Annotated in this window: 23 protein-coding genes; 12 read left to right on the top strand and 11 right to left on the bottom strand. The window is 70.0% G+C overall.

The window, feature by feature from the left end:
- The first annotated feature begins 6 nt into the window (after positions 1 to 6).
- Together GZ67_RS0108010 and GZ67_RS0108005 are read left to right on the top strand one after the other, a co-directional pair.
- Positions 7 to 1329 (top strand): MATE family efflux transporter, encoded by a 1323-nt coding sequence (locus GZ67_RS0108010; protein WP_029261252.1) that lies wholly within the window; start codon positions 7 to 9, stop codon positions 1327 to 1329.
- A 133-nt stretch (positions 1330 to 1462) separates the two neighbouring features.
- Complete coding sequence (locus GZ67_RS0108005; RefSeq protein WP_029261253.1) at positions 1463 to 1741, top strand: hypothetical protein; 279 nt, start codon at positions 1463 to 1465, stop codon at positions 1739 to 1741.
- Between the two features lie 15 nt (positions 1742 to 1756).
- Here the strand turns inward: GZ67_RS0108005 and GZ67_RS19725 are convergent, their stop codons facing one another.
- From GZ67_RS19725 to GZ67_RS0107995, 3 genes are all read right to left on the bottom strand, one after another.
- Positions 1757 to 2074: a VOC family protein gene (locus GZ67_RS19725; RefSeq protein WP_197021026.1), complete on the bottom strand. Its 318-nt coding sequence runs from the start codon at positions 2072 to 2074 to the stop codon at positions 1757 to 1759.
- A complete protein-coding gene (locus GZ67_RS21160; protein ID WP_197021027.1) occupies positions 2071 to 2223 on the bottom strand; it encodes a VOC family protein in 153 nt (50 codons plus the stop codon). The genes GZ67_RS19725 and GZ67_RS21160 overlap by 4 nt, the downstream gene beginning before the upstream one ends.
- A 69-nt stretch (positions 2224 to 2292) precedes the next feature.
- The gene (locus tag GZ67_RS0107995; protein ID WP_029261254.1) at positions 2293 to 2973 is read right to left on the bottom strand and encodes a TrmH family RNA methyltransferase; all 681 of its coding nucleotides are present in this window, start codon (positions 2971 to 2973) and stop codon (positions 2293 to 2295) included.
- Between the two features lie 95 nt (positions 2974 to 3068).
- Here GZ67_RS0107995 and GZ67_RS0107990 point away from each other — a divergent pair, with 95 nt between their 5' ends.
- The 6 genes from GZ67_RS0107990 to GZ67_RS20795 are packed head-to-tail and all read left to right on the top strand — an operon-like array spanning position 3069 to position 6915.
- On the top strand, positions 3069 to 4337 hold the full coding sequence (locus GZ67_RS0107990; protein WP_029261255.1) for an Nramp family divalent metal transporter: 1269 nt from the start codon (positions 3069 to 3071) through the stop codon (positions 4335 to 4337).
- Positions 4338 to 4356: 19 nt separating this feature from the next.
- Positions 4357 to 4656 (top strand): hypothetical protein, encoded by a 300-nt coding sequence (locus GZ67_RS0107985; RefSeq protein WP_029261256.1) that lies wholly within the window; start codon positions 4357 to 4359, stop codon positions 4654 to 4656.
- A gap of 14 nt (positions 4657 to 4670) precedes the next feature.
- Positions 4671 to 5303 carry a metal-dependent transcriptional regulator gene (locus GZ67_RS0107980; protein WP_029261257.1) on the top strand — a complete coding sequence of 211 codons (633 nt, stop codon included), beginning with the start codon at positions 4671 to 4673 and terminating at the stop codon, positions 5301 to 5303.
- A gap of 53 nt (positions 5304 to 5356) precedes the next feature.
- Positions 5357 to 6169 (top strand): HAD-IIA family hydrolase, encoded by an 813-nt coding sequence (locus GZ67_RS0107975; RefSeq protein ID WP_029261258.1) that lies wholly within the window; start codon positions 5357 to 5359, stop codon positions 6167 to 6169.
- A 3-nt stretch (positions 6170 to 6172) separates the two neighbouring features.
- Positions 6173 to 6751 carry a YdeI/OmpD-associated family protein gene (locus GZ67_RS0107970; protein ID WP_029261259.1) on the top strand — a complete coding sequence of 193 codons (579 nt, stop codon included), beginning with the start codon at positions 6173 to 6175 and terminating at the stop codon, positions 6749 to 6751.
- Entirely contained in the window at positions 6748 to 6915 is a 168-nt protein-coding gene (locus GZ67_RS20795) for a hypothetical protein (protein ID WP_168380811.1), read from the top strand. The genes GZ67_RS0107970 and GZ67_RS20795 overlap by 4 nt, the downstream gene beginning before the upstream one ends.
- 19 nt (positions 6916 to 6934) lie before the next feature.
- Here the strand turns inward: GZ67_RS20795 and GZ67_RS0107960 are convergent, their stop codons facing one another.
- From GZ67_RS0107960 to GZ67_RS0107925, 8 genes are all read right to left on the bottom strand, one after another.
- Positions 6935 to 8563, bottom strand: a complete 1629-nt coding sequence (locus tag GZ67_RS0107960; RefSeq protein ID WP_029261260.1) for an ABC transporter ATP-binding protein — start codon at positions 8561 to 8563, stop codon at positions 6935 to 6937.
- Positions 8560 to 9660, bottom strand: a complete 1101-nt coding sequence (locus GZ67_RS0107955; RefSeq protein WP_051662433.1) for a serine hydrolase domain-containing protein — start codon at positions 9658 to 9660, stop codon at positions 8560 to 8562. The genes GZ67_RS0107960 and GZ67_RS0107955 overlap by 4 nt, the downstream gene beginning before the upstream one ends.
- Positions 9657 to 10160 carry a GNAT family N-acetyltransferase gene (locus GZ67_RS20790; protein ID WP_051662432.1) on the bottom strand — a complete coding sequence of 168 codons (504 nt, stop codon included), beginning with the start codon at positions 10158 to 10160 and terminating at the stop codon, positions 9657 to 9659. The genes GZ67_RS0107955 and GZ67_RS20790 overlap by 4 nt, the downstream gene beginning before the upstream one ends.
- Positions 10157 to 11347, bottom strand: a complete 1191-nt coding sequence (locus GZ67_RS20540; protein WP_029261263.1) for an anhydro-N-acetylmuramic acid kinase — start codon at positions 11345 to 11347, stop codon at positions 10157 to 10159. Before GZ67_RS20540 ends, GZ67_RS20790 begins: the two co-directional genes overlap by 4 nt.
- Positions 11347 to 12252, bottom strand: a complete 906-nt coding sequence (murQ, locus tag GZ67_RS0107940) for an N-acetylmuramic acid 6-phosphate etherase (protein WP_029261264.1) — start codon at positions 12250 to 12252, stop codon at positions 11347 to 11349. Before murQ ends, GZ67_RS20540 begins: the two co-directional genes overlap by 1 nt.
- Positions 12249 to 13136 carry an ABC transporter permease gene (locus tag GZ67_RS0107935; protein ID WP_029261265.1) on the bottom strand — a complete coding sequence of 296 codons (888 nt, stop codon included), beginning with the start codon at positions 13134 to 13136 and terminating at the stop codon, positions 12249 to 12251. The genes murQ and GZ67_RS0107935 overlap by 4 nt, the downstream gene beginning before the upstream one ends.
- Positions 13133 to 14104 (bottom strand): ABC transporter permease, encoded by a 972-nt coding sequence (locus GZ67_RS0107930; protein WP_029261266.1) that lies wholly within the window; start codon positions 14102 to 14104, stop codon positions 13133 to 13135. The genes GZ67_RS0107935 and GZ67_RS0107930 overlap by 4 nt, the downstream gene beginning before the upstream one ends.
- A gap of 66 nt (positions 14105 to 14170) precedes the next feature.
- On the bottom strand, positions 14171 to 15718 hold the full coding sequence (locus GZ67_RS0107925; RefSeq protein WP_029261267.1) for an ABC transporter substrate-binding protein: 1548 nt from the start codon (positions 15716 to 15718) through the stop codon (positions 14171 to 14173).
- A gap of 166 nt (positions 15719 to 15884) precedes the next feature.
- On the opposite strand from GZ67_RS0107925, the gene GZ67_RS0107920 reads away from it, so the two are divergent.
- The 4 genes from GZ67_RS0107920 (at position 15885) to GZ67_RS0107905 (ending at position 18500) form a co-directional block, all read left to right on the top strand.
- The gene (locus tag GZ67_RS0107920; RefSeq protein ID WP_029261268.1) at positions 15885 to 16787 is read left to right on the top strand and encodes a MurR/RpiR family transcriptional regulator; all 903 of its coding nucleotides are present in this window, start codon (positions 15885 to 15887) and stop codon (positions 16785 to 16787) included.
- Positions 16784 to 17929, top strand: coding sequence for an MFS transporter (locus tag GZ67_RS0107915; protein ID WP_029261269.1), 1146 nt, complete (start codon positions 16784 to 16786; stop codon positions 17927 to 17929). Before GZ67_RS0107920 ends, GZ67_RS0107915 begins: the two co-directional genes overlap by 4 nt.
- A 120-nt stretch (positions 17930 to 18049) precedes the next feature.
- A complete protein-coding gene (locus tag GZ67_RS0107910) occupies positions 18050 to 18256 on the top strand; it encodes a hypothetical protein (RefSeq protein ID WP_029261270.1) in 207 nt (68 codons plus the stop codon).
- A gap of 4 nt (positions 18257 to 18260) precedes the next feature.
- Entirely contained in the window at positions 18261 to 18500 is a 240-nt protein-coding gene (locus tag GZ67_RS0107905) for a hypothetical protein (RefSeq protein WP_029273850.1), read from the top strand.
- The last annotated feature ends 137 nt before the right edge of the window (positions 18501 to 18637 follow it).

Genomic DNA, 18637 nt, shown 5'->3' with positions numbered 1-18637 from the left:
CGGAGGATGACCGCGCGCCCCTCCCTCAACCGAGAGATCCTGCGCCTCGCGGTCCCGGCTCTCGGCGCGCTGATCGCCGAGCCCGCGTTCCTGATCGTGGATGCCGCCCTGGTCGGACACCTCGGCACCACCCCGCTCGCCGGCCTCGGCATCGCGGGAGCCGTGCTGCAGACGATCGTCGGGCTCATGGTGTTCCTCGCCTACTCGACCACTCCGGCGGTCGCCCGCCGCTTCGGCGCCGGACAGCCGGGCGAGGCCGTGTCGGTCGGTATCAACGGCATGTGGCTCGCGCTCGGACTCGGCGCGGTGCTCGCCGTCGTCGGCGCGGTCTCCTCACCGTGGCTGGTCTCGTTGTTCGGCGCGAACGAGGCCGTCGCACAGCAGGCCAACGAGTACCTGGTGATCTCGATGTGGGGCCTGCCGGCGATGCTCATCGTGTTCGCCGCGACCGGCCTGCTGCGCGGCATGCAGGACACGATGACGCCGCTCTGGATCGCGGGGCTCGGCTTCGGCGCGAACGCCCTGCTCAACTGGCTCTTCATCTACGGACTCGGGTGGGGTATCGCGGGCTCGGCCGCCGGCACCGTGACGGCGCAGTGGGGCATGGTCGCCGCGTACGCCCTGGTCATCCGCCGCCTGGCGACCCGTCACAGCGCCTCGTTGCGCGCCCAGCGCGCGGGCATCCGCAGCACGGCGACGTCGGGCGGATGGCTGTTCCTTCGGACCGTGAGCCTGCGCGTCGCCCTGCTCGCGACCGTGGGCATCGCCACCGGCATCGGCACCGAGGAGCTGGCAGGGTGGCAGATCGTGTTCACGATCTTCTCGGCCGCGGCATTCGCACTCGATGCCCTCGCGATCGCCGCGCAGGCACTCATCGGCAAGGAGCTGGGCGCCGGAGACGAACGGCAGGTCCACCGGGTGCTGGCCCGCACCCTGGCCTGGGGCGCGTGGTTCGGCGTCATCGTCGGCGGCCTGATCGCCGCGCTCTCCGGGGTGCTCGGCATCGTGTTCACGGGGTCGGCGGAGATCGCCGCCCTCGTGCAGCCGGCACTGCTCGTGCTCGCCGTCGCCCAACCGATCGCGGGTGTCGTGTTCGTGCTCGACGGGGTGCTCATGGGCGCGAACGACGCCCGCTACCTCGCGATCGCCGGGGGCCTGAACCTGGTCCCGTTCCTCCCGGCGCTGTGGATCATCGCCGCGACCGGGGTCGACGGCACCGCGGGACTCGTCTGGCTCGCGGTCGCCTTCTTCGGCGTCTATCTGCTCGCGCGTCTGGGCACTCTCGGCTGGCGCGTGCGATCCGGGCGCTGGCTCTCGGCGACCGCGTGACGCCGGGGCGTCTGGAACTGCACCGATCCGCTCCATCGCGACTTCTCCCCCACCACCGGAATCCGCGGAATACTACGCGCGGAAACCCTGGTGCACTCGACGATGATCGGGGGACACTGAAGGGATGCTGGGGATGACGGAACCACAGGTATGGACGCTGATCGGCGTTTTCGCCGCGGGCATGTTCGGCACGATCACGCTGATCTCGACGATGTTCCTGCGCACGATGCAGAACGAGTTCGAGAGCGTGCGGACCGAGGTCCGCAACGAGTTCGCCAGCGTGCGGACCGAGATGCGGAGCGAGTTCGCCCATGTGCGCACGGAGATCAGCTCGGTCCACGGGCGCATCGATCATCTGGATCGCGACGTCAACGCGATCTACCGCCACCTCTTCGGCATCGATCGCGGCTGACCGGCACCGACCAGCTCAGGCGATCTCGAGCTCCGAGATCACGATCTTCTTCATGTGCATCAGCGCCTGGATCTGCTCCGGGCGCTGCTGCAGAAGGTCGAGCCCGGCGGGGACCACCTGCCAGCTGACGCCGAACCGGTCTTTGCACCAGCCGCATGCCTCCGCCTCCGGCACCGCGGAGAGCGCCTGCCAGTAGCGGTCGATCTCTTCCTGGTCGGCGCACTCGATCACGAAGGAGACGGCCTCGTTGAAGGTGAACTCCGGACCCCCGTCGAGGCAGCCGAATCGCGTTCCGTTCAGAGTGAACTCCCCGTTGATGACCTTCCCGGTCATGCCCTCGAAGTGCTCACTGAGGTTCTCATCCGATAGTAGGTCACGCTGTCGATCGACGAGTTCGGGAACACCGAGACGTAGTACTCCATCGCCTCCTGCGCCCTGTCGACGAACCAGAGGAACGGGCGGATGGGTGTGACGACTGCCATGTCGACCTCCTCGATCGGCACTCACGCTACGCCCGCAGCCACCGCCTGTCGAGGGGTTTCCGGCGGCGCTCAGCCCGCGTATCTCCGGCACCACTCGTACATGATCACGGCGGCAGCGGCACTGGCGTTGATCGAGCGCGTCGAGCCGTACTGGGTGATCTCGATGTGGGCGGATGCTGCGGCGAGCGCCTCGGCCGAGAGTCCGGGTCCTTCCTGACCGAACAGCAGCACGCAGCGCTGCGGGAGTTCGGCGCGATCGACGGGCACGGCACCCTCGACGTTGTCGACCGCGATGATCGGGAGGCCCTCCGCCGCAGCCCAGGCGGCGAAGGTCTCGACGTCTTCGTGGTGCACCACGTGCTGGTAGCGATCGGTGACCATGGCCCCGCGCTTGTTCCAGCGGCGGCGACCGATGATGTGCACGGTGTCGGCGAGGAACGCGTTGGCGCTGCGCACGATCGATCCGATGTTCATGTCGTGCTGCCAGTTCTCGATGGCGACGTGGAACGGGTGCCGCTGGGTGTCGAGGTCGGCGACGATCGCCTCCATCCGCCAGTAGCGGTAGCGGTCGATCACGTTACGGGTGTCGCCTGCCGCGAGGAGTTCGGGGTCGTACTGCTCACCTGCAGGCCACGCCTCTTCTCCTCCGGGCCAGGGGCCCACTCCATAGCCGGGCTGGGCAGTCGAGCCGCCGTGCGTCGGGCCCGCCGGAGTGTCGGCGGTCGTGTGTTCCGAAGCGGCGTCGTCCATCCCGCCAGGCTATCGCCGCGACGAACCACTCAGATATTTAGGTCCACCGAAAAATACGCTACGGTTTCGGTGTGCCTAAAAATTCCTCGCTCCCGATGACGACCCCGACCGCGCCCCCGGCCAGGGCTCCGCGCAGCCTCTGGCTGCTCGGCCCGGCCCTCGTCGCCGGCGTCGCGTACCTCGACCCCGGCAATGTCGCCAGCAATATGACCGCGGGGGCCCAGTACGGCTACCTGCTGGTGTGGGTCGTGCTCGCGGGCAACATCATGGCGTGGCTGATCCAGTACCTCTCCGCGAAGCTGGGCGTCGTCACCGGACAGAGCCTGCCCGAGGTGCTGGGCGCACGGCTGAAGCGGCCATGGGCCCGCCGCGCGTACTGGCTGCAGGCCGAGCTCGTCGCCATGGCCACCGACCTGGCCGAGGTCATCGGCGGCGCGGTGGCGCTGAACCTGCTGTTCGACGTGCCGCTGCTCCTGGGCGGACTGATCACCGGCGCGGTCTCGATGATCCTGCTCACGGTCCAGTCCCGCCGCGGGGCCCGCCCCTTCGAGTTCGTGATCATCGGGCTCATGGCCATCATCACGATCGGCTTCGTCGCCGGCGTCTTCGTCGCTCCGCCGGACCCGGCAGGGGTGCTCGGCGGAATGGTTCCGCGTTTCGAAGACACCGGCTCGGTCCTGCTGGCCGCATCCATCCTCGGCGCGACGATCATGCCGCACGCGATCTACGCGCATTCCTCCCTCGCCCGCGACCGTTTCGGCGCCACGACCGCCCACGCCGGCGACGAGGCGGTGCGTACCGAGACCTCGCGCATCCGCCGTCTACTCACCGCCACCCGCTGGGACGTGTCGATCGCGATGGTGATCGCCGGCTCCGTGAACCTCTGCATCCTGCTGCTCGCCGCCGCGAACCTCGCCGGGGTCGAGGGCACCGACTCGCTGGAGGGCGCGCACGCCGCTCTCGCCGCGGGGCTCGGGCCCGTCGTCGCAACCTTCTTCGCCGTCGGACTCCTCGCATCCGGACTGGCCTCGACCTCGGTGGGCGCCTACGCGGGAGCCGAGATCATGCACGGCCTGCTGCACGTGCGCATCCCGCTGCTCGCCCGCCGCCTGGTCACGCTGATCCCCGCGCTCATCATCCTCGGCATCGGCTTCGATCCGACACTCGCCCTGGTGCTCAGCCAGGTGGTGCTCTCGTTCGGCATCCCCTTCGCCCTGATCCCGCTGGTCGTGCTCACCGCGCAGCGACGCACCCTCGGCGCCTGGGTCAACCGGCGCTGGACGACGGCCGCCGGAATCATCGCCTCCGTGCTGCTGATCGCCCTCAACGGAGCGCTGCTCTGGCTCGTCCTGACGGGGGCCTGACCCGGATAGGCTCGACAGCATGTCTGCCGAGAACGCCCGCCGCAACGTCCGCATCCTCACCTGGATCGGCCTCGCGACGGGCGTGATCGGCGGCCTGCTGATCGCGTTCCCGAAGGTCATCGGCCCCGGCAGCCCGTGGGTGCAGCTGGCTCTCGGCGTCGCCACTCTCGTGCTGGCGTTCCGCGCGCGCAAGATCGGCATCGCCGAGATCGAGGGGTTCGACGGCCGGCTCTCGTTGGCCGGCGCCCTCCTCGGCTTCCTGGTCCTGTTCTTCGCGGGTCAGGCCGCATACAGCCTGCTGGCCGCCGCGACGAACTGACCTAAGCTGGTCCGGTGGCATCCCCTGCAGCTGACGACTATCTGAAGACCGTCTACGCGCACACCGAGTGGCAGGACGCCCCCATCACTCCCTCGGTGCTCGCCGCGAAGCTCGGCATCGCCCCCTCGTCGGTCACCGAGATGGTGAAGAAGCTCGCCGCCGCGGGTCTCGTCTCGCACGTGCCCTACGGTGCGGTGCGGCTGACGGATGCCGGGACCGTGCGCGCCCTTGCGATGGTGCGCCGGCACCGCCTGATCGAGACCTGGCTGGTGCAGGAGTTCGACTACGGCTGGGACGAGGTGCACGACGAGGCCGAGGTCCTCGAGCACACCATCAGCGACCGACTGCTGGAGGGTATCGACGCGCGCCTCGGCCGCCCGCGCTTCGACCCGCACGGCGATGCGATCCCCGACGCCGACGGTCACATCGAGCGTGAGCCGTTCGTGCTGCTCGCCGATGCGCCGGCCGGGCACGCGGGCCGGGTGCTGCGCGTCGACGACCGCGACCCCGAGCTGCTGCGAGCTCTCGAGACACTGGGCCTGGCGGTCGCATCCACGGTCGCGGTGACGGCATCCGGGGTGGAGATCGACGGCGCGCAGACGGCGCTGCCCGACGGCGCGGCGCAGGTGGTCTGGCTCAGCGCCTGACGGCTCCGCAACACGGTCAGGTGCACGTCGCCTGGGGCCTCTAGGCTGTGCACATGGCACAACGTGACGACATCGAATGCTGGCTCACCGACATGGACGGCGTGCTCGTCCATGAGAACGACGCCATCCCCGGAGCATCCGAACTGCTCGCCGGTTGGGAGAGCGCGGGCATCCCGTACCTGGTGCTGACGAACAACTCGATCTTCACCGCTCGCGACCTGTCGGCTCGCCTGCGCACCAGCGGACTGCACGTGCCCGAGGAGCGCATCTGGACCTCGGCCCTCGCGACCGCCGACTTCCTGAAGCAGCAGCTCCCCGGGGGCTCTGCCTTCGTGATCGGCGAAGCCGGCATCCTCACCGCACTGCACGATGCGGGTTTCATCATGACCGAGACCAACCCCGATTTCGTGGTCGTGGGCGAGACGCGCAATTACTCGTTCGAGGCGATCACGAAGGCCATCCGCCTCATCATCGGCGGCGCGCGCTTCATCGTGACGAACCCGGATGCCACGGGCCCGAGCGCCGACGGACCGCTGCCCGCGACGGGCGCCATCGCCGCGCTCATCACGAAGGCCACCGGCAAGGAGCCGTACGTGGTCGGCAAGCCGAACCCGATGATGTTCCGCTCGGCCCTGAACAAGATCGGCGCGCACTCGAAGCGCACGGGCATGATCGGCGACCGCATGGACACCGACGTCGTCGCCGGCATCGAGGCGGGTCTGCACACGATCCTGGTGCTCACCGGCATCAGCGACCAGGCCGAGATCGAGAAGTACCCGTTCCGCCCGGATGAGATCGTGCAGTCGGTCGCCGACCTGCTCCCGCGGATCACCGAGACGATCACGACGGTCAAGATCAAGAAGTAGCCGATGGGCGCACTCGACGAGGGTGAACGACTCCGGGCGGCGGACGCCGCGGCCTGGCGCGCCTGGCTCGAGGCGAACCACGAGCGCGCGGCGGGCGTCTGGCTGCTGAGCGTGCGCGGCTCGTCCGACGGCGTCGGCTACGAGGATGCCGTGCGGCAGGCGCTGTGCTTCGGATGGATCGATGGCCCCGTGCGTGTCTTCGACGACGGAACCGACGACCGCGCCAACGGGCAGTGGTTCTCCCCGCGCCGCCCCGGCAGCGGCTGGGCGGCGACGAACAAGGCGCGGATCGCGGAACTCGAGGCCGAGGGTCTGCTCGCTCCGGCCGGCATCCGTGTGCTCGAGGTCGCGAAGGCGAACGGCTCGTGGACCGTGCTCGACGGCCCGGAAGCCGGGACCGAACCGGAGGAGTTCGCCGCCGCACTCGACGCGGTGCCCGCCGCGCGCGAGAACTGGGATGCATTCCCGAAGTCCGTCAAGAAGTTCGGACTCACGCACATCGCGATGGCCAAGCGCACGGAGACCCGGGCAGCCCGCATCGCGAAGATCGTGGCGGATGCCGCGGAGGGGAAACGCCCATGAATCAGAGCGACGTGCTGTTCCTGGTGGTCTTCCTGATCCTGCTCAGCTCGCTGACCGTGTTCGTCGTGCAGTTCGTCCGCTCCCGCCGGGGGCGCGGCGGCTCGGACGACGGCCGCGCCGGCTGGTGGGAAGGCCCCTGGGACGACGACGACAGGTCCCGCTGACCCCGGACCCCGCTCCTGATCAGGAGGCCAGCGTCGCCCCCGGGATCGCAGCGAGGAGCTCGCGGGTGTAGGGATGCTGCGGGTCGTCGAAGATGCGCTCGGGGGTGCCGCTCTCGACCACGACGCCGCGCTGCATGACATGCACCTCGTCGGAGATCATCCGCACGACCGCGAGGTCGTGGCTGATGAACAGGTAGCTCAGGCCCAGGCGCTTCTGCAGGTCAGCGAGCAGGTCGAGGATCTGCGCCTGCACGAGCACGTCGAGCGCCGACACGGCCTCGTCGAGCACCACGAGTTCGGGTTCGAGCGCGAGCGCCCGGGCGATCGCGACGCGCTGGCGCTGACCGCCCGACAGCTCATGCGGCAGGCGCTCGGCCATCGCCGCGGGCAGGGCGACCTGCTCCAGCAGCTCGAGCACGCGGGCGTGACGGGTGGCCGCGGTGCCGATGCGGTGCACCCGCAGCGGCTCGGCGATCGACTGCTCGACCGTGTAGCGGGGGTCGAGCGAGGCGTAGGGGTTCTGGAACACCGGCTGCACACGGCGGCGCAACGCGAACAGCTCCTTACGGCGGAGCGTGGTCAGGTCGAGCCCGTCGAACAGGATCGATCCCGACGTGGCGTCCTCGAGGCCGAGCACCATGTTCGCCGTGGTCGACTTGCCCGACCCCGACTCGCCCACGATCGAGACGGTCGTGCCGCGACGGATCTCGAAGCTCACCCCGTCGACCGCGGTGAACGTCTCGGGCTCGCCCGCCTTGGGAGACCGGAGGGCGAACTCCTTGCGGAGGTCGCGGATCTCGACGAACGGCGTCCCGGTGGCGGCCTCGCGCTGCGGCAGGGCTTCGCGGCGGGAGGCGAGGCTCGGTGCCGCGGCGAGCAGCTGCTTCGTGTACTCGTGCTGCGGGTTGCCGAGCACCTCGGCCGAGGTGCCCTCCTCCACGATGTGACCGCGGAACATCACGACGATGCGGTCGGCGCGCTCGGCAGCGAGGGCGAGGTCGTGCGTGATGAGGAACACGGCGGTGCCGAGGTCATCGGTGAGCGCATCGAGCTGGTCCAGGATGCGCCGCTGCACGGTCACGTCGAGGGCCGAGGTGGGCTCGTCGGCGATCAGCAGGCGCGGCTTGCAGGCGAGCCCCATCGCGATCAGCACGCGCTGGCGCATACCGCCCGAGAACTCGTGCGGGTACTGGTGCGCCCGCTGCGCGGCATCCGCGATCCCCACCATCTCGAGCAGCTCGACGACCCGTGCCTTCGTGGCATCGCCGTGGGTGTGGCCGTGCACCTCGAGCGCCTCGCCGATCTGCTCGCCCACGCGCATGAGCGGGTTGAGGTTCGACATCGGGTCCTGCGGCACGAGGCCGATCCCGGCACCGCGCAGGGAGACCATCGCGTTCTCGGGCAGATCGGTCAGCTCGCGCCCGTCGAAGCGGATGCTGCCGGCGGTGATCACACCGTTCTCCGGCAGCAGACGGTTGACAGCGGCGGCGGTGGTCGACTTGCCCGACCCGGACTCCCCCACGATCGCGACAGTCTCACCGGCGGCGACGTCGATGCTGATGTCGCTGATGGCGGTGACCAGTTCGGATCCGGTCCGGAAGGCGACGGCGAGGCCGCTGATGCTCAGCACGGGCTCGGTGGTGCTCATGGTGTTCTCGTTCCTTCGTTGTCGTCCAGGTCGTTGCCGCCCAGGAGCGCGGGGAGCGCGGTGCGCCACAGCGCCTCGGTCGGCGCGGGTTCGGGGGCGAAGAGGCGGTTGCTCAACAGGACCGCGGCGGTGCCGGTGCCCGGCACGAATCCCAGCGCGCAGCCCGTGAAGCCCGGGTGCCAGAGCATCCGGGTCGGTCGGCCGCCGACCGCGACCGTGTCGCTGCGCCAGCCCAGCGCCTGCCCGGCGTCGGGTCCGTCGCGGAACAGGTCGGCTGTCGCATCCGGATGCCACAGCTCGGGATGCGGCTCGGGAGCGGCGAGCGCGGCACCCAGGGTGAGCAGGTCGTCGGCGGTGCTGAAGAGTCCGGCGTGGCCAGAGATGCCACCGGCGGCGTGGAAGCTGTTGCCGTCGTTCACGCTGCCTGTGATCTCGCCCTCGCGCCAGGCGAATGTGCGGTCGGCGGCGAGGATCGGATAGGGCTCACCGGTCGCGACCATGCGGCGTTCGGCGGCGTCACCGACCGACGACGAGGCGACGGGCGCGGTGACCGGGCCGTATCCGGTGCGGTCGAGCCCGAGGGGTACGGTAACGAGCTCGCGGACGGCGGCGTCCAGGGGCAGCCCGGTGACGGCGGCGATGATGCGGCCGAGGAGCAGGAATCCGAGGTCGGAGTAGTGACGGCCCTCGTCGAGGCCGTAGCGGAGCGGGATCGCGTCGGCCGCGGCCGCGGGGTCGGCGGCGTGTGCGTGATCGAGGTAGAGCGGCTGCCACTCCCACAGACCCGCGCGGTGCTGCAGCAGGTGACGCACGGTCGTCCCGGGTGCGCAGGCAGTGCCGGAGACGAGGCGGTCGACGCGGTCATCGAAGCCCATGTCGCCGCGGCTGACCAGTCGCAGGATCGCGGTCGTGGTCGCGGCGACCTTCGATACCGAGGCGATGTCGAACGCGGTCCCGGTCGTCATCGGCGTTCCGGCCAGGTCGGCCAGGCCGCCCGCGGCGACGTCGCGCCCGGCGTCGGTGACGACACCCGCGACGGCGCCGCGCGGTGCGGAGTCCGTGGCGAGGACGGCGGCGACGGCTGCGGCGGCGGTCATGTCCACTCCCTGCGCATGCGCTGTTCGGGCTCACCGAACTCCGGCTGGGTGCGGGTGGCTCCGTCGGGACGCCAGCCCTTCGACTCGTAGAACCCGATCGACGGGGCATTCGCCGCGAACACCCAGAGCGTCGCGGCCTCGGCCCCGGCATCCTGCAGCTCCGCCGCCGCCTGAGCCAGCAGCCCGCCGCCGATCCCGCCCCCGTGGGCCCGCGGCGAGACGTACAGCGAGTGCACCGCGCCGTCGACCCGGTCGCCATCGCCGGGGGTCGCGGCATACCGGGTGATCCCGACGATCTCACCGTCGCGCTCGGCGACGAGCACGACGCCCGCCGGATCGGCGAGCACCCGGCGCCACAGCGCCTCGGCCCGCTCATCCGTCATCGCATCGATCGCCGCGTCGGGGAGTAGATCCCGGTAGCTCTCCCGCCAGCACGCGAGGAACACCTCGAGCACCCCGGACAGGTCTTCCGGGGTGGCGGGGCGCACCTGGAGGTTCACGATGCCGAGGCCTCCGCGAGCACGAGGGAATCGATGGAGGCGACGGGCTCGGGCATCTGCAGCGGACCGACGCCCGGCGTGATGGTGCCCAGGATCCGCGGCTCGCGCGCACCGGTGCCGCCGGGGACGATCGCGGGAACGCCGTGCATCGTGGACCAGCCGATGAGCGCGAGGAGGATGGCTTCCTTGCTGTCGGCCGCGGCACCCAGCTCGTCGGCGAGCACGACCTCCGTCGAGGGCAGCGCGGCGCGCAGTCCGTCGAGGATCAGCGGGTTGCGGCATCCGCCGCCCGACACGGCGAGGAACCCGATGCCCGCGGCCTCCACGTCGCGCGCCACCGTGCGGACCGTGAGCTCGGTCAGGGTGCGCACGACATCGGCGACCGCGATCTCGCGGCCCTGCGCAGCCAGGTGCTCGTGCACGTAGCCGAGGTGGAAGTGCTCCTTGCCCGTGCTCTTGGGCGGGGTGAGGGCGTAGTACGGGTCTTCGAGCAGGGCTGCCAGCAGCGCCTCGTCGACCTGTCCGGTGCGGGCGATCGCGGCGTCGTCGTCGTAGCCGAGCGGGTTGAGGTCGTGCTCGACGATGACCGCGTCGACCAGCGCGTTCGCCGGGCCGATGTCGTAGGCGACGAGGCCGTCCTGACGCACCACGGTCATGTTCGAGATGCCGCCCAGGTTCAGGGCCGCCGAGATGCCGGCGCGCGAGCGCAGCAGCAGCTCGTCGAGGAACGACACCAGCGGGGCGCCGTGGCCGCCGACAGTGATGTCACGGATGCGGATGTCGGACACCACGGGGGCGCCGACCTTCTCGGCGATCCAGGCCGGCTGCCCGATCTGCAGGGTGCCCCGCGCGTGCGCGCCGTCGACCCAGTGGTAGACGGTCTGTCCGTGCGAGCACACCGCGTCGACCCCGCCGACCTCGGCCGCGATGTCGGCTGCGACCTCGGCGAACGCCTGCCCGATGAGGGTGTCGAGCTCGGCCACCTCAGCGAGCGTCGTCTGGGCGGGCGGCAGGGCAGCGATCAGTCGCGCCCGCAGTTCGGGGGCGTAGGGCACGCTCGTCGCCGCGAGCACCGTGCCGTGCAGATCCACACCGTGCGCGGTGAAGCCGCCGCTGGTCGTGAAGTCGACGACGGCGGCATCGATCCCGTCGTGCGAGGTGCCGGAGATCAGTCCGAGGACGCGCATCAGTTCTCCTCCAGTGCGGTGCGCAGCCGTCCGTCGGCGGCACCCAGTCGTGCGGTGGCCGCGGCGAGGTCCTCACCGCGGCGAATCATGATCGACGCGAGCTTCACGTCGTAGGCGGCGGTCTCCAGCGCAGCCACCGCCGTGTCGCGGTCGGCATCCGCGATGGTCTGCACCATCCGGATCGCCCGCTCACGGAGCTTGTGATTCGTGGCCTTCAGATCCACCATCAGGTTGCCGTAGGCCTTGCCGCCCCGCACCATCGAGATGGTCGAGAACATGTTCAGCACGAGCTTCTGGGCGGTGCCCGACTTGAGCCGGGTCGATCCGGAGAGCACCTCGGGTCCGACCTCGACCTCGATGCCGTGCTCGGCCGCCGCGCTGAGTGCTGTGCCGACGTTGCACGACAGGCCGATGCTGAGCGCTCCGAGCTCGCGCGCCCGGCGGACGGCGGCGATCACATACGGCGTGCGTCCGCTCGAGGCGATCCCGATCACGGTGTCGAGCGGGCCGATGCCGGCGGCGTCGATGGCCGCAGCCCCCGCCTCCGCGTCGTCCTCCGCGCCTTCGACGGGGTTCACGATCGCACCGGGCCCTCCGGCCATGATCGCGAAGACCAGTTCGGGCGGAGTGCTGAAGGTGGGCGGGCACTCCGAGGCGTCGAGCACGCCGATGCGGCCGGGGGTTCCGGCGCCGACGTAGACCAGGCGACCGCCCTGCCCCATGCGGGCGGCCGTGGCCTCGATCGCGGGGACGATCTGACCGAGCGCACGCTGCACGGCAGCCGGCACCGTGGCATCCGCCTCGTTCATGGTCTGCGCGAGTTCCGCCACGCTCATCAGGTCGAGCTCCGCGTAGCGGGGATCGCTGGCCTCCGTGGCGAGTCCGCCGAGGTCCTCCGTGGTCATCGCTTTCCTCTGTTCCGGGGGTCGAGACTGTCGCGGAGGCCGTCGCCGAGCAGGTTCAGCCCGACCACGAGCAGCACCACGATCACACCGGGCGCGATCATCGTCCACGGGGCGATCGTGACGAGCGTGCGCGCCTCGAAGATCATCGAACCGAGCGAGGGTGCGGGCGGCGGGGTGCCGAGCCCGAGGAAGCTCAGCGAGGCCTCGGTGAGCACGGCCCAGGACAGCGAGAGCGTGACCTGCACGATGATGATCGACGTGATATTCGGCAGCACGTGTCGGAACATGGTCGCCATGCGGCTCTGACCGGTGCTCTTGGCGGCCTTGACGTATTCGACCTCGCGCAGCGAGAGCACGGGGCCTCGGGTCACGCGGATGAAGATCGGCACGTAGACGATCGCGATGGCCACGGCGATGGTGAACCAGTTGCGCTCGAACACCGACGCCAGCGAGAGCGCGAGCAGCAGCGGCGGGAAGGCGAACAGCACGTTCGTGACGGCCGTGATCGCGCCATCGGAGAAACCGCGGTAGAAGCCGGCGATGAGTCCGCACACGGTGCCGACCACGGTGGCGAAGGCGACCGCGACGACGGAGATCAGCGCCGAGTTCGCGACGCCCGCAGCGACGCGGGAGAACACGTCGCGACCGAACTGGTCCGTCCCGAACCAGTGCACGGCCGAGGGCGGCTGCAGGCGCGACGGCGGATCCTGGGCGAGCGGGTCGAAGGGCAGCAGCCCGAACGCCGAGACGAGGCTGAGCACCGCGAGCAGCACGACGATGATGAGGCCGGTGAGCCCGCTACGGCTGCGCAGCAGGAGGCGCACGCGCTCCATGGTGCGCCCGCCGCCGGGGGCGAGGGCCGAGGTCTGAGAGATGTCGGTCATGCGGCACGCACCCGAGGATCGATGACCCGGTAGAGCAGGTCGGTGAGCAGGTTGACGATGACGAAGGCGAGTGCGATCACGAGGACGGTGCTCTGCACGAGCGCGTACTCCTTCTGCTGGATGCCGAGCAGCACCTGTCGTCCGATGCCGGGGAGCGAGAAGATCTGCTCCACCACCACGGCGCCGCCGAGGAGGTACCCGAACTGCAGGCCGGTCATCGTGACGATGGGGACCAGCGCGTTGCCGAGCACGTGCCGCACCTGCAGGCGGCGCGGCGGGACGCCCTTCGCCTTCGCGGTGCGGATGAAGTCGTTGGCGCGGATCTCGAGCACCGCGGTGCGGGTCGTGCGCATGATCGGCGCGGCGATGCCGAAGCCCAGCACGATCGACGGCAGCAGCATCTGCTGGAGGTTGAGCAGCGGGTCCTCGAAGAGCGTGGCGTAGGCCTGGCCGTTGGGGTTGAAGCCGAACGACGAGGCGAGCACCGCCAGCAGTGCGGTGCCGAGCAGGAACGCCGGGATCGAGAGTCCGGCGAGACCGACCACCTGGCCGAAGCCGTCGCGGACCGAGTCGGGCTTCGACGCCGAGAGCATGCCGAGCGGGATGCCGATGGCGAGGGCGATCACGATCGAGAAGATCGCGAGCTCGAACGTGACGGGGAGGGCGGCGGCGGTCAGGTCGAGCACGCTGGTCTGCGCCCGGGATGAGAAGCCGAGGTTGCCGGTGAAGATGTTGCCGAGCCACGAGAAGAACTGCACGAAGAGCGGCTGGTCCAGGCCGTAGTAGGCCTCGAGGGCCGCGCGCTGCGAAGGCGTGAGGGCGGCTGCCTCGGTGCCGAGGCCGGAGCTGATCTGGTCGCCGGGGATGGCGCGCAGCATCAGGAAGACGAAGATGGCGACGCCGAGGAGCGTGCCGAGTGCTGCGAGGATGCGTCGCAGCACGCTGTTGCGGAGGATCTGTCTGAACATGCGCGTGTGGGGGTGCCTGTCGTCGGGGAGGGAGGGGGCGCGGGCGTGCCGCGCCCCCTCGATCCGCTACTTGATGGAGGTGGTCCGCAGGTACTGCAGCGAGCCGTTCACCATGGGGACGAAGCCGTCGACGGTCGAGGCCGTCGCCGTGTAGGTGTAGCTCGTGAACAGCCAGATCCACGCGGCGTTGTCCTCGAGGTTCTCGGAGACCTGCGCGTAGATGTCCTTGCGCTTCTCCGGGTCGGCCGTCTGGCGTCCCTCGGCGAACAGCGCGTCGAGCTCGGGCGAGGAGTAGCCTGCGACCTTGTTCAGGTTTCCGGTGCTGGTGAAGTAGCGGCCGTACATGCCGTCGGGGTCGGGACGACCGCCGTTGAGCGCGACAGCGGCGTCGAAGTCGGCCGCGATCCAGCGGTCGACGAAGGCACCGGATTCGAGGACCTCGATGTCGAGCGTGATCTTCGCATCGGCGAGCTGGGCCTTGAGGTTCTGCGCCTCGTTCACCGAGGTCGCGTACTCGCCCTGCGAGACGATCGTCTTGATGGTGACGCCGTCTTCCTTGCCCGCCTTCTTGAGGTAGTCGGCGGCCTTGTCGAGGTCGCGCTCGGGGCACGGACGCGCCTCGGGGTCGGACTTGTATGCCGGAGAGGTGATCGGGCCGGTGACCTCGCCCTCGCCGAGGGCGGCGGTGTCGAGCACCTCCTGGCGGTCGATCGCGCACTGGATCGCGAGGCGCACGTTGACGTCGGTGAGGTCGCCGCGCGTGGCGTTCAGCTGCAGGGCGTGGTAGCTCAGCTGCGGGGTCGTGGCGACCTCGACGTTGGCGCCCTCAGCGGTCTGCGCGACCAGCGGGTCGTCGAACACCGCGAGCTGCACGTTGCCGGACTGCATCGCCGAGACGATCGACGACTCGTCGGGGATCACCCGGAACTCGACGGTGTCGAGCAGTGCCGCGTCGCCCCAGTAGTCCTCGTTCTTGGCGAGCGTGATCGACTGGCTGGCCTTGCGGCTGTCGAGGATGAAGGGACCGGTGCCGTTCGGGGTCGTGTTGAGCCCCTCTTCGGTGTCGTCGGACGACAGCATGGCCATGTTGATCACGGCGAGGTTGGCGGGGAGAGCGGCGTCGGGAGCGCTCAGCGTGAGGGTGACGGTCGTCTCGTCCGTGGCCTCGACCGCGGTGACGGAGGCGAGGGAGCTGCTCGCGACGGCGGCGGTGGCCTCGGCGGCGATCGCGTCGAGCGAGTACTTGACGTCTTCGGAGCCGAACGTGGTGCCGTCGGCGAAGGTGACGCCCTCCCGCAGGTGGAAGGTCACGGTGAGGCCGTCGTCGGAGACGTCCCAGGACTCGGCGAGGCCGGGGACGACGTTGAGGTCCTCGTCGAACTCGGTCAGCGTGCCGTACAGGTTCTGCAGCACGTTGACGGCCTGGAACTGCGTGGCCTTCCAGGGGAACAGGGTGTCCGGGTCGCTGGTGACGCCGATGACGAGGTCGCCGCCCGCCGCGCCCTCAGAGGACTCGGAGTTCGATGCCGGTGCGGAACAACCGGTGATCACGAGCGCCAATGCGGCGGCCGTGGCGGTGAGAGCGCCGAATGACGCTCGCCGTGCTGTGCTCATTGCAGATTCCTCCTGGCTGGGACGCGTCGCCGTGGCGTCGGGTCAGGCGCTGTTGCCTGCCGCCCCGTGAACGTCGTCGGTCTTGGTTGGTACCAAAAGTACACGAAGGTCACTACAGATGTAACAGAAGTTCCTCTACTGTTATGAACAGCGATCGGAGACCGCCATGTCCAATGAAGCTGCCCGCGAAGAAGCCGGCGCACACCCCGTCCTCGTCCGCATGCGCGCGATCCGTCCCGAGCTGCGTCCGAGCGAGCAGCGCATCGCCGACCTCTTCCTCGCCGATCCCGCGGGCACCGCGGGACTCTCGGTCGCCGAGCTCGCGCAGCGCTGCGACACCTCCACCACCTCGGTCGTGCGATTCTGCAAGCGGCTCGGCTACGAGCACGTGCGGGAGCTGCGCAACCACGTCCTGCGCGATGTGGAAAGGGAGACCTTCGACACGGCAGCTCTCCCCGCCGTCTCCGGCGACATCGACCGCAACGACACCCTGGCCGACATCGTCGCCAAGGTTTCGCTCGCCGAGACGCTCTCCCTCGCCGACACCGCGAAGGTACTCGACACCGAATCGTTGCGCGCCTCGGTGGAAGCCATCACGTCGTCGACCAGGGTCGACATCTTCGGCGTGGGCGCGAGTTCCATCGTCGGGCTCGACCTGCAGCGCAAGCTCACCCGTATCGGTCGCACGGCGCTGGACTGGTCCGACCCGCATGCCGCCTGGACCTCGGCGGCGACCCTCGGACCGGGGAACGTCGCGATCGCGGTGTCGCACAGCGGCGCGACCACCGACACGATCGAGTTCCTCCTGCTCGCCCGTCGGGCAGGCGCCACGACCATCGCGATCACCAACCACGCCGGGGCACCGCTGGCCGATCAGGCCGACATCGTGCTCACGACGGCCGCCCGCGAGACGGGGTTCCGCTCGGGTGCACTCGGCAGCCGGATCGCGCAGCTCATGGTGGTCGACTGCATCTTCATCGGCGTCGCCCAGTCGAACTACGACCGCTCGATGGAGGCGCTGCGCGACACGTTCGCCGCCGTGCACCGCGTGCGGGCGGCTGGGGCGTGACGAACGCGGGGCGCGCACGGGCGGGGCTGTTCACCGCATTCGCGGGGCTCGGCGTCACGGCGGCCTTCGTCCCGGCGATACTCCCCCGCGCCGAGGGGGCGATCGGGGCCGACCTCAGCGCCGCCGTCCCCGCCCTGTTCGCGGGGCTGCTGATGGGCGTGCTGGTCTCCGGTCCGCTCCTGATCCGCCGACCGCCCCAGACCACGCTCATCCTCGGCAGCGCGCTTCAGGCTGCCGCCGTCATCGCTGTGGCCGCGGCGAGCACGCCCGGGGTGTTCATCGCCGCGGCGATCGTCGCCGGTTTCGGGTTCGGGCTGGTCGAGGCCTCGGGCTCGGTGGCGGCGAAGTCCCTGGCTGTCGGCAGCGCGACGGGACTGCTGAGCGCGCTGCTGGGTACGGTCGCGGTGTGCGCCGCGGTCACGCCGCTGCTCGTCGCGCTCGGGTCGGACGTGCGCCCGGCTCTCGGCATCCTCGCGGTGGTGCCCCTCGTCACGATCGCGATGCTCGCCAGCCCGACTCCTGCGGCCTCCCTTGCCGAAGCTCCTGCGCATCGCGACGTGCGCGGGCTCCTCGTGCTGCTGCCGTTCGCGGCGGCGCTGCCGCTCTACGTCGGCGTCGAGACCGCGCTGTCGGGCTGGTCGGCCGTGATCCCGGAGCGGATCCTCGATGTCGATCCGGCTCTCGCCGCCCTGGGAACCTCGGCGTTCTGGACGCTGATGGCCGTCGGCCGTTTCGGCTCGGCGGCCCTGCGCCGGGCGTCCGTGTCGCCGATCGTGATCCTCGCCACGGCGACGAGCGGGGCAGCCGTGCTGATGGCCGCGGCCGGGATGCTGGTGGGGTCCGCGCCGGTGGGCGCACTCGTCGCGTTGGCCGCGGTGGTCGTGCTCCTCGCTCCGAGCTACGGACTCATCCTGGGGCTCGCCCTCGACCGGCTGGATCCTGCGCGCAGCGCGGCCGTGACGGGTGCGCTCGTTGCCTGCGGCGCTGTCGGCGGCACGTTCGTCCCCACGCTGATCCTGCTGGTCGGCCGCGACCCGGCGTCGAGCACGACGTTCTTCGTGTCTGCTGCCTTCTGTGCGCTCGTGCCGGTGCTGGTGCTGATCGCGGCGCGATCCCGCGTCACGGCACCGACGACCGACTGACTTCTCCTCCCCCTTTCCGAGTGTCGAAGACCTTTCCACGGATGCCGGAATACCGCAGGTCGCCTCGGCAGATGCGGCGTAACGTCGATTCTGAACCCGCCCGCGTCAAGGGGAGCCCCGTTGTCCACTGAAGTCCTCGCGATCATCATCAGCGCCGTCGGCGTCGTACTCACCCTGGGCACCAGCCTCTTCGCCGCCGGCGCCTGGATGATCCGCCGCTTCGACGACCGCATCGACGCGATCGCCGCCGACGTCACCGATTTGAAGATCTCCGTCGCCCGCCTCGAAGGCCCGCCGCGGCACCTCATCACCGCGGGAAGAGGATGACACCGTGACCACGGAGACCTGGACGATCGTCATCAGCGCGATCGGCATCGTGCTCACCCTCGGCGCGAGCCTTTTCGCAGCCGGCGCGTGGATGATCCACCGCATCGACGACCGCATCGACGCCGTCGACGAGAAGCTCAGCTCTCGGATCGACGCGGTCGCCGCCGACGTCACCGACCTGAAGATCTCCGTCGCCCGCCTCGAAGGACCGCCACGGCACCTGCTCACGGCAGGGAGGGGATAACACCGTGACCACGGAGACTTGGACCATCGTCGTCAGCGCGATCGGCATCGTACTCACCCTCGGCGCGAGCCTTTTCGCCGCCGGCGCGTGGATGATCCGCCGCATCGACGACCGCATCGACGCCGTCGACGAGAAGC

It is taken from the genome of Microbacterium sp. Cr-K20 (genome assembly GCF_000708325.1).
Classification (GTDB): domain Bacteria; phylum Actinomycetota; class Actinomycetes; order Actinomycetales; family Microbacteriaceae; genus Microbacterium.
This window is presented reverse-complemented; position numbering and strand designations above follow the sequence as displayed.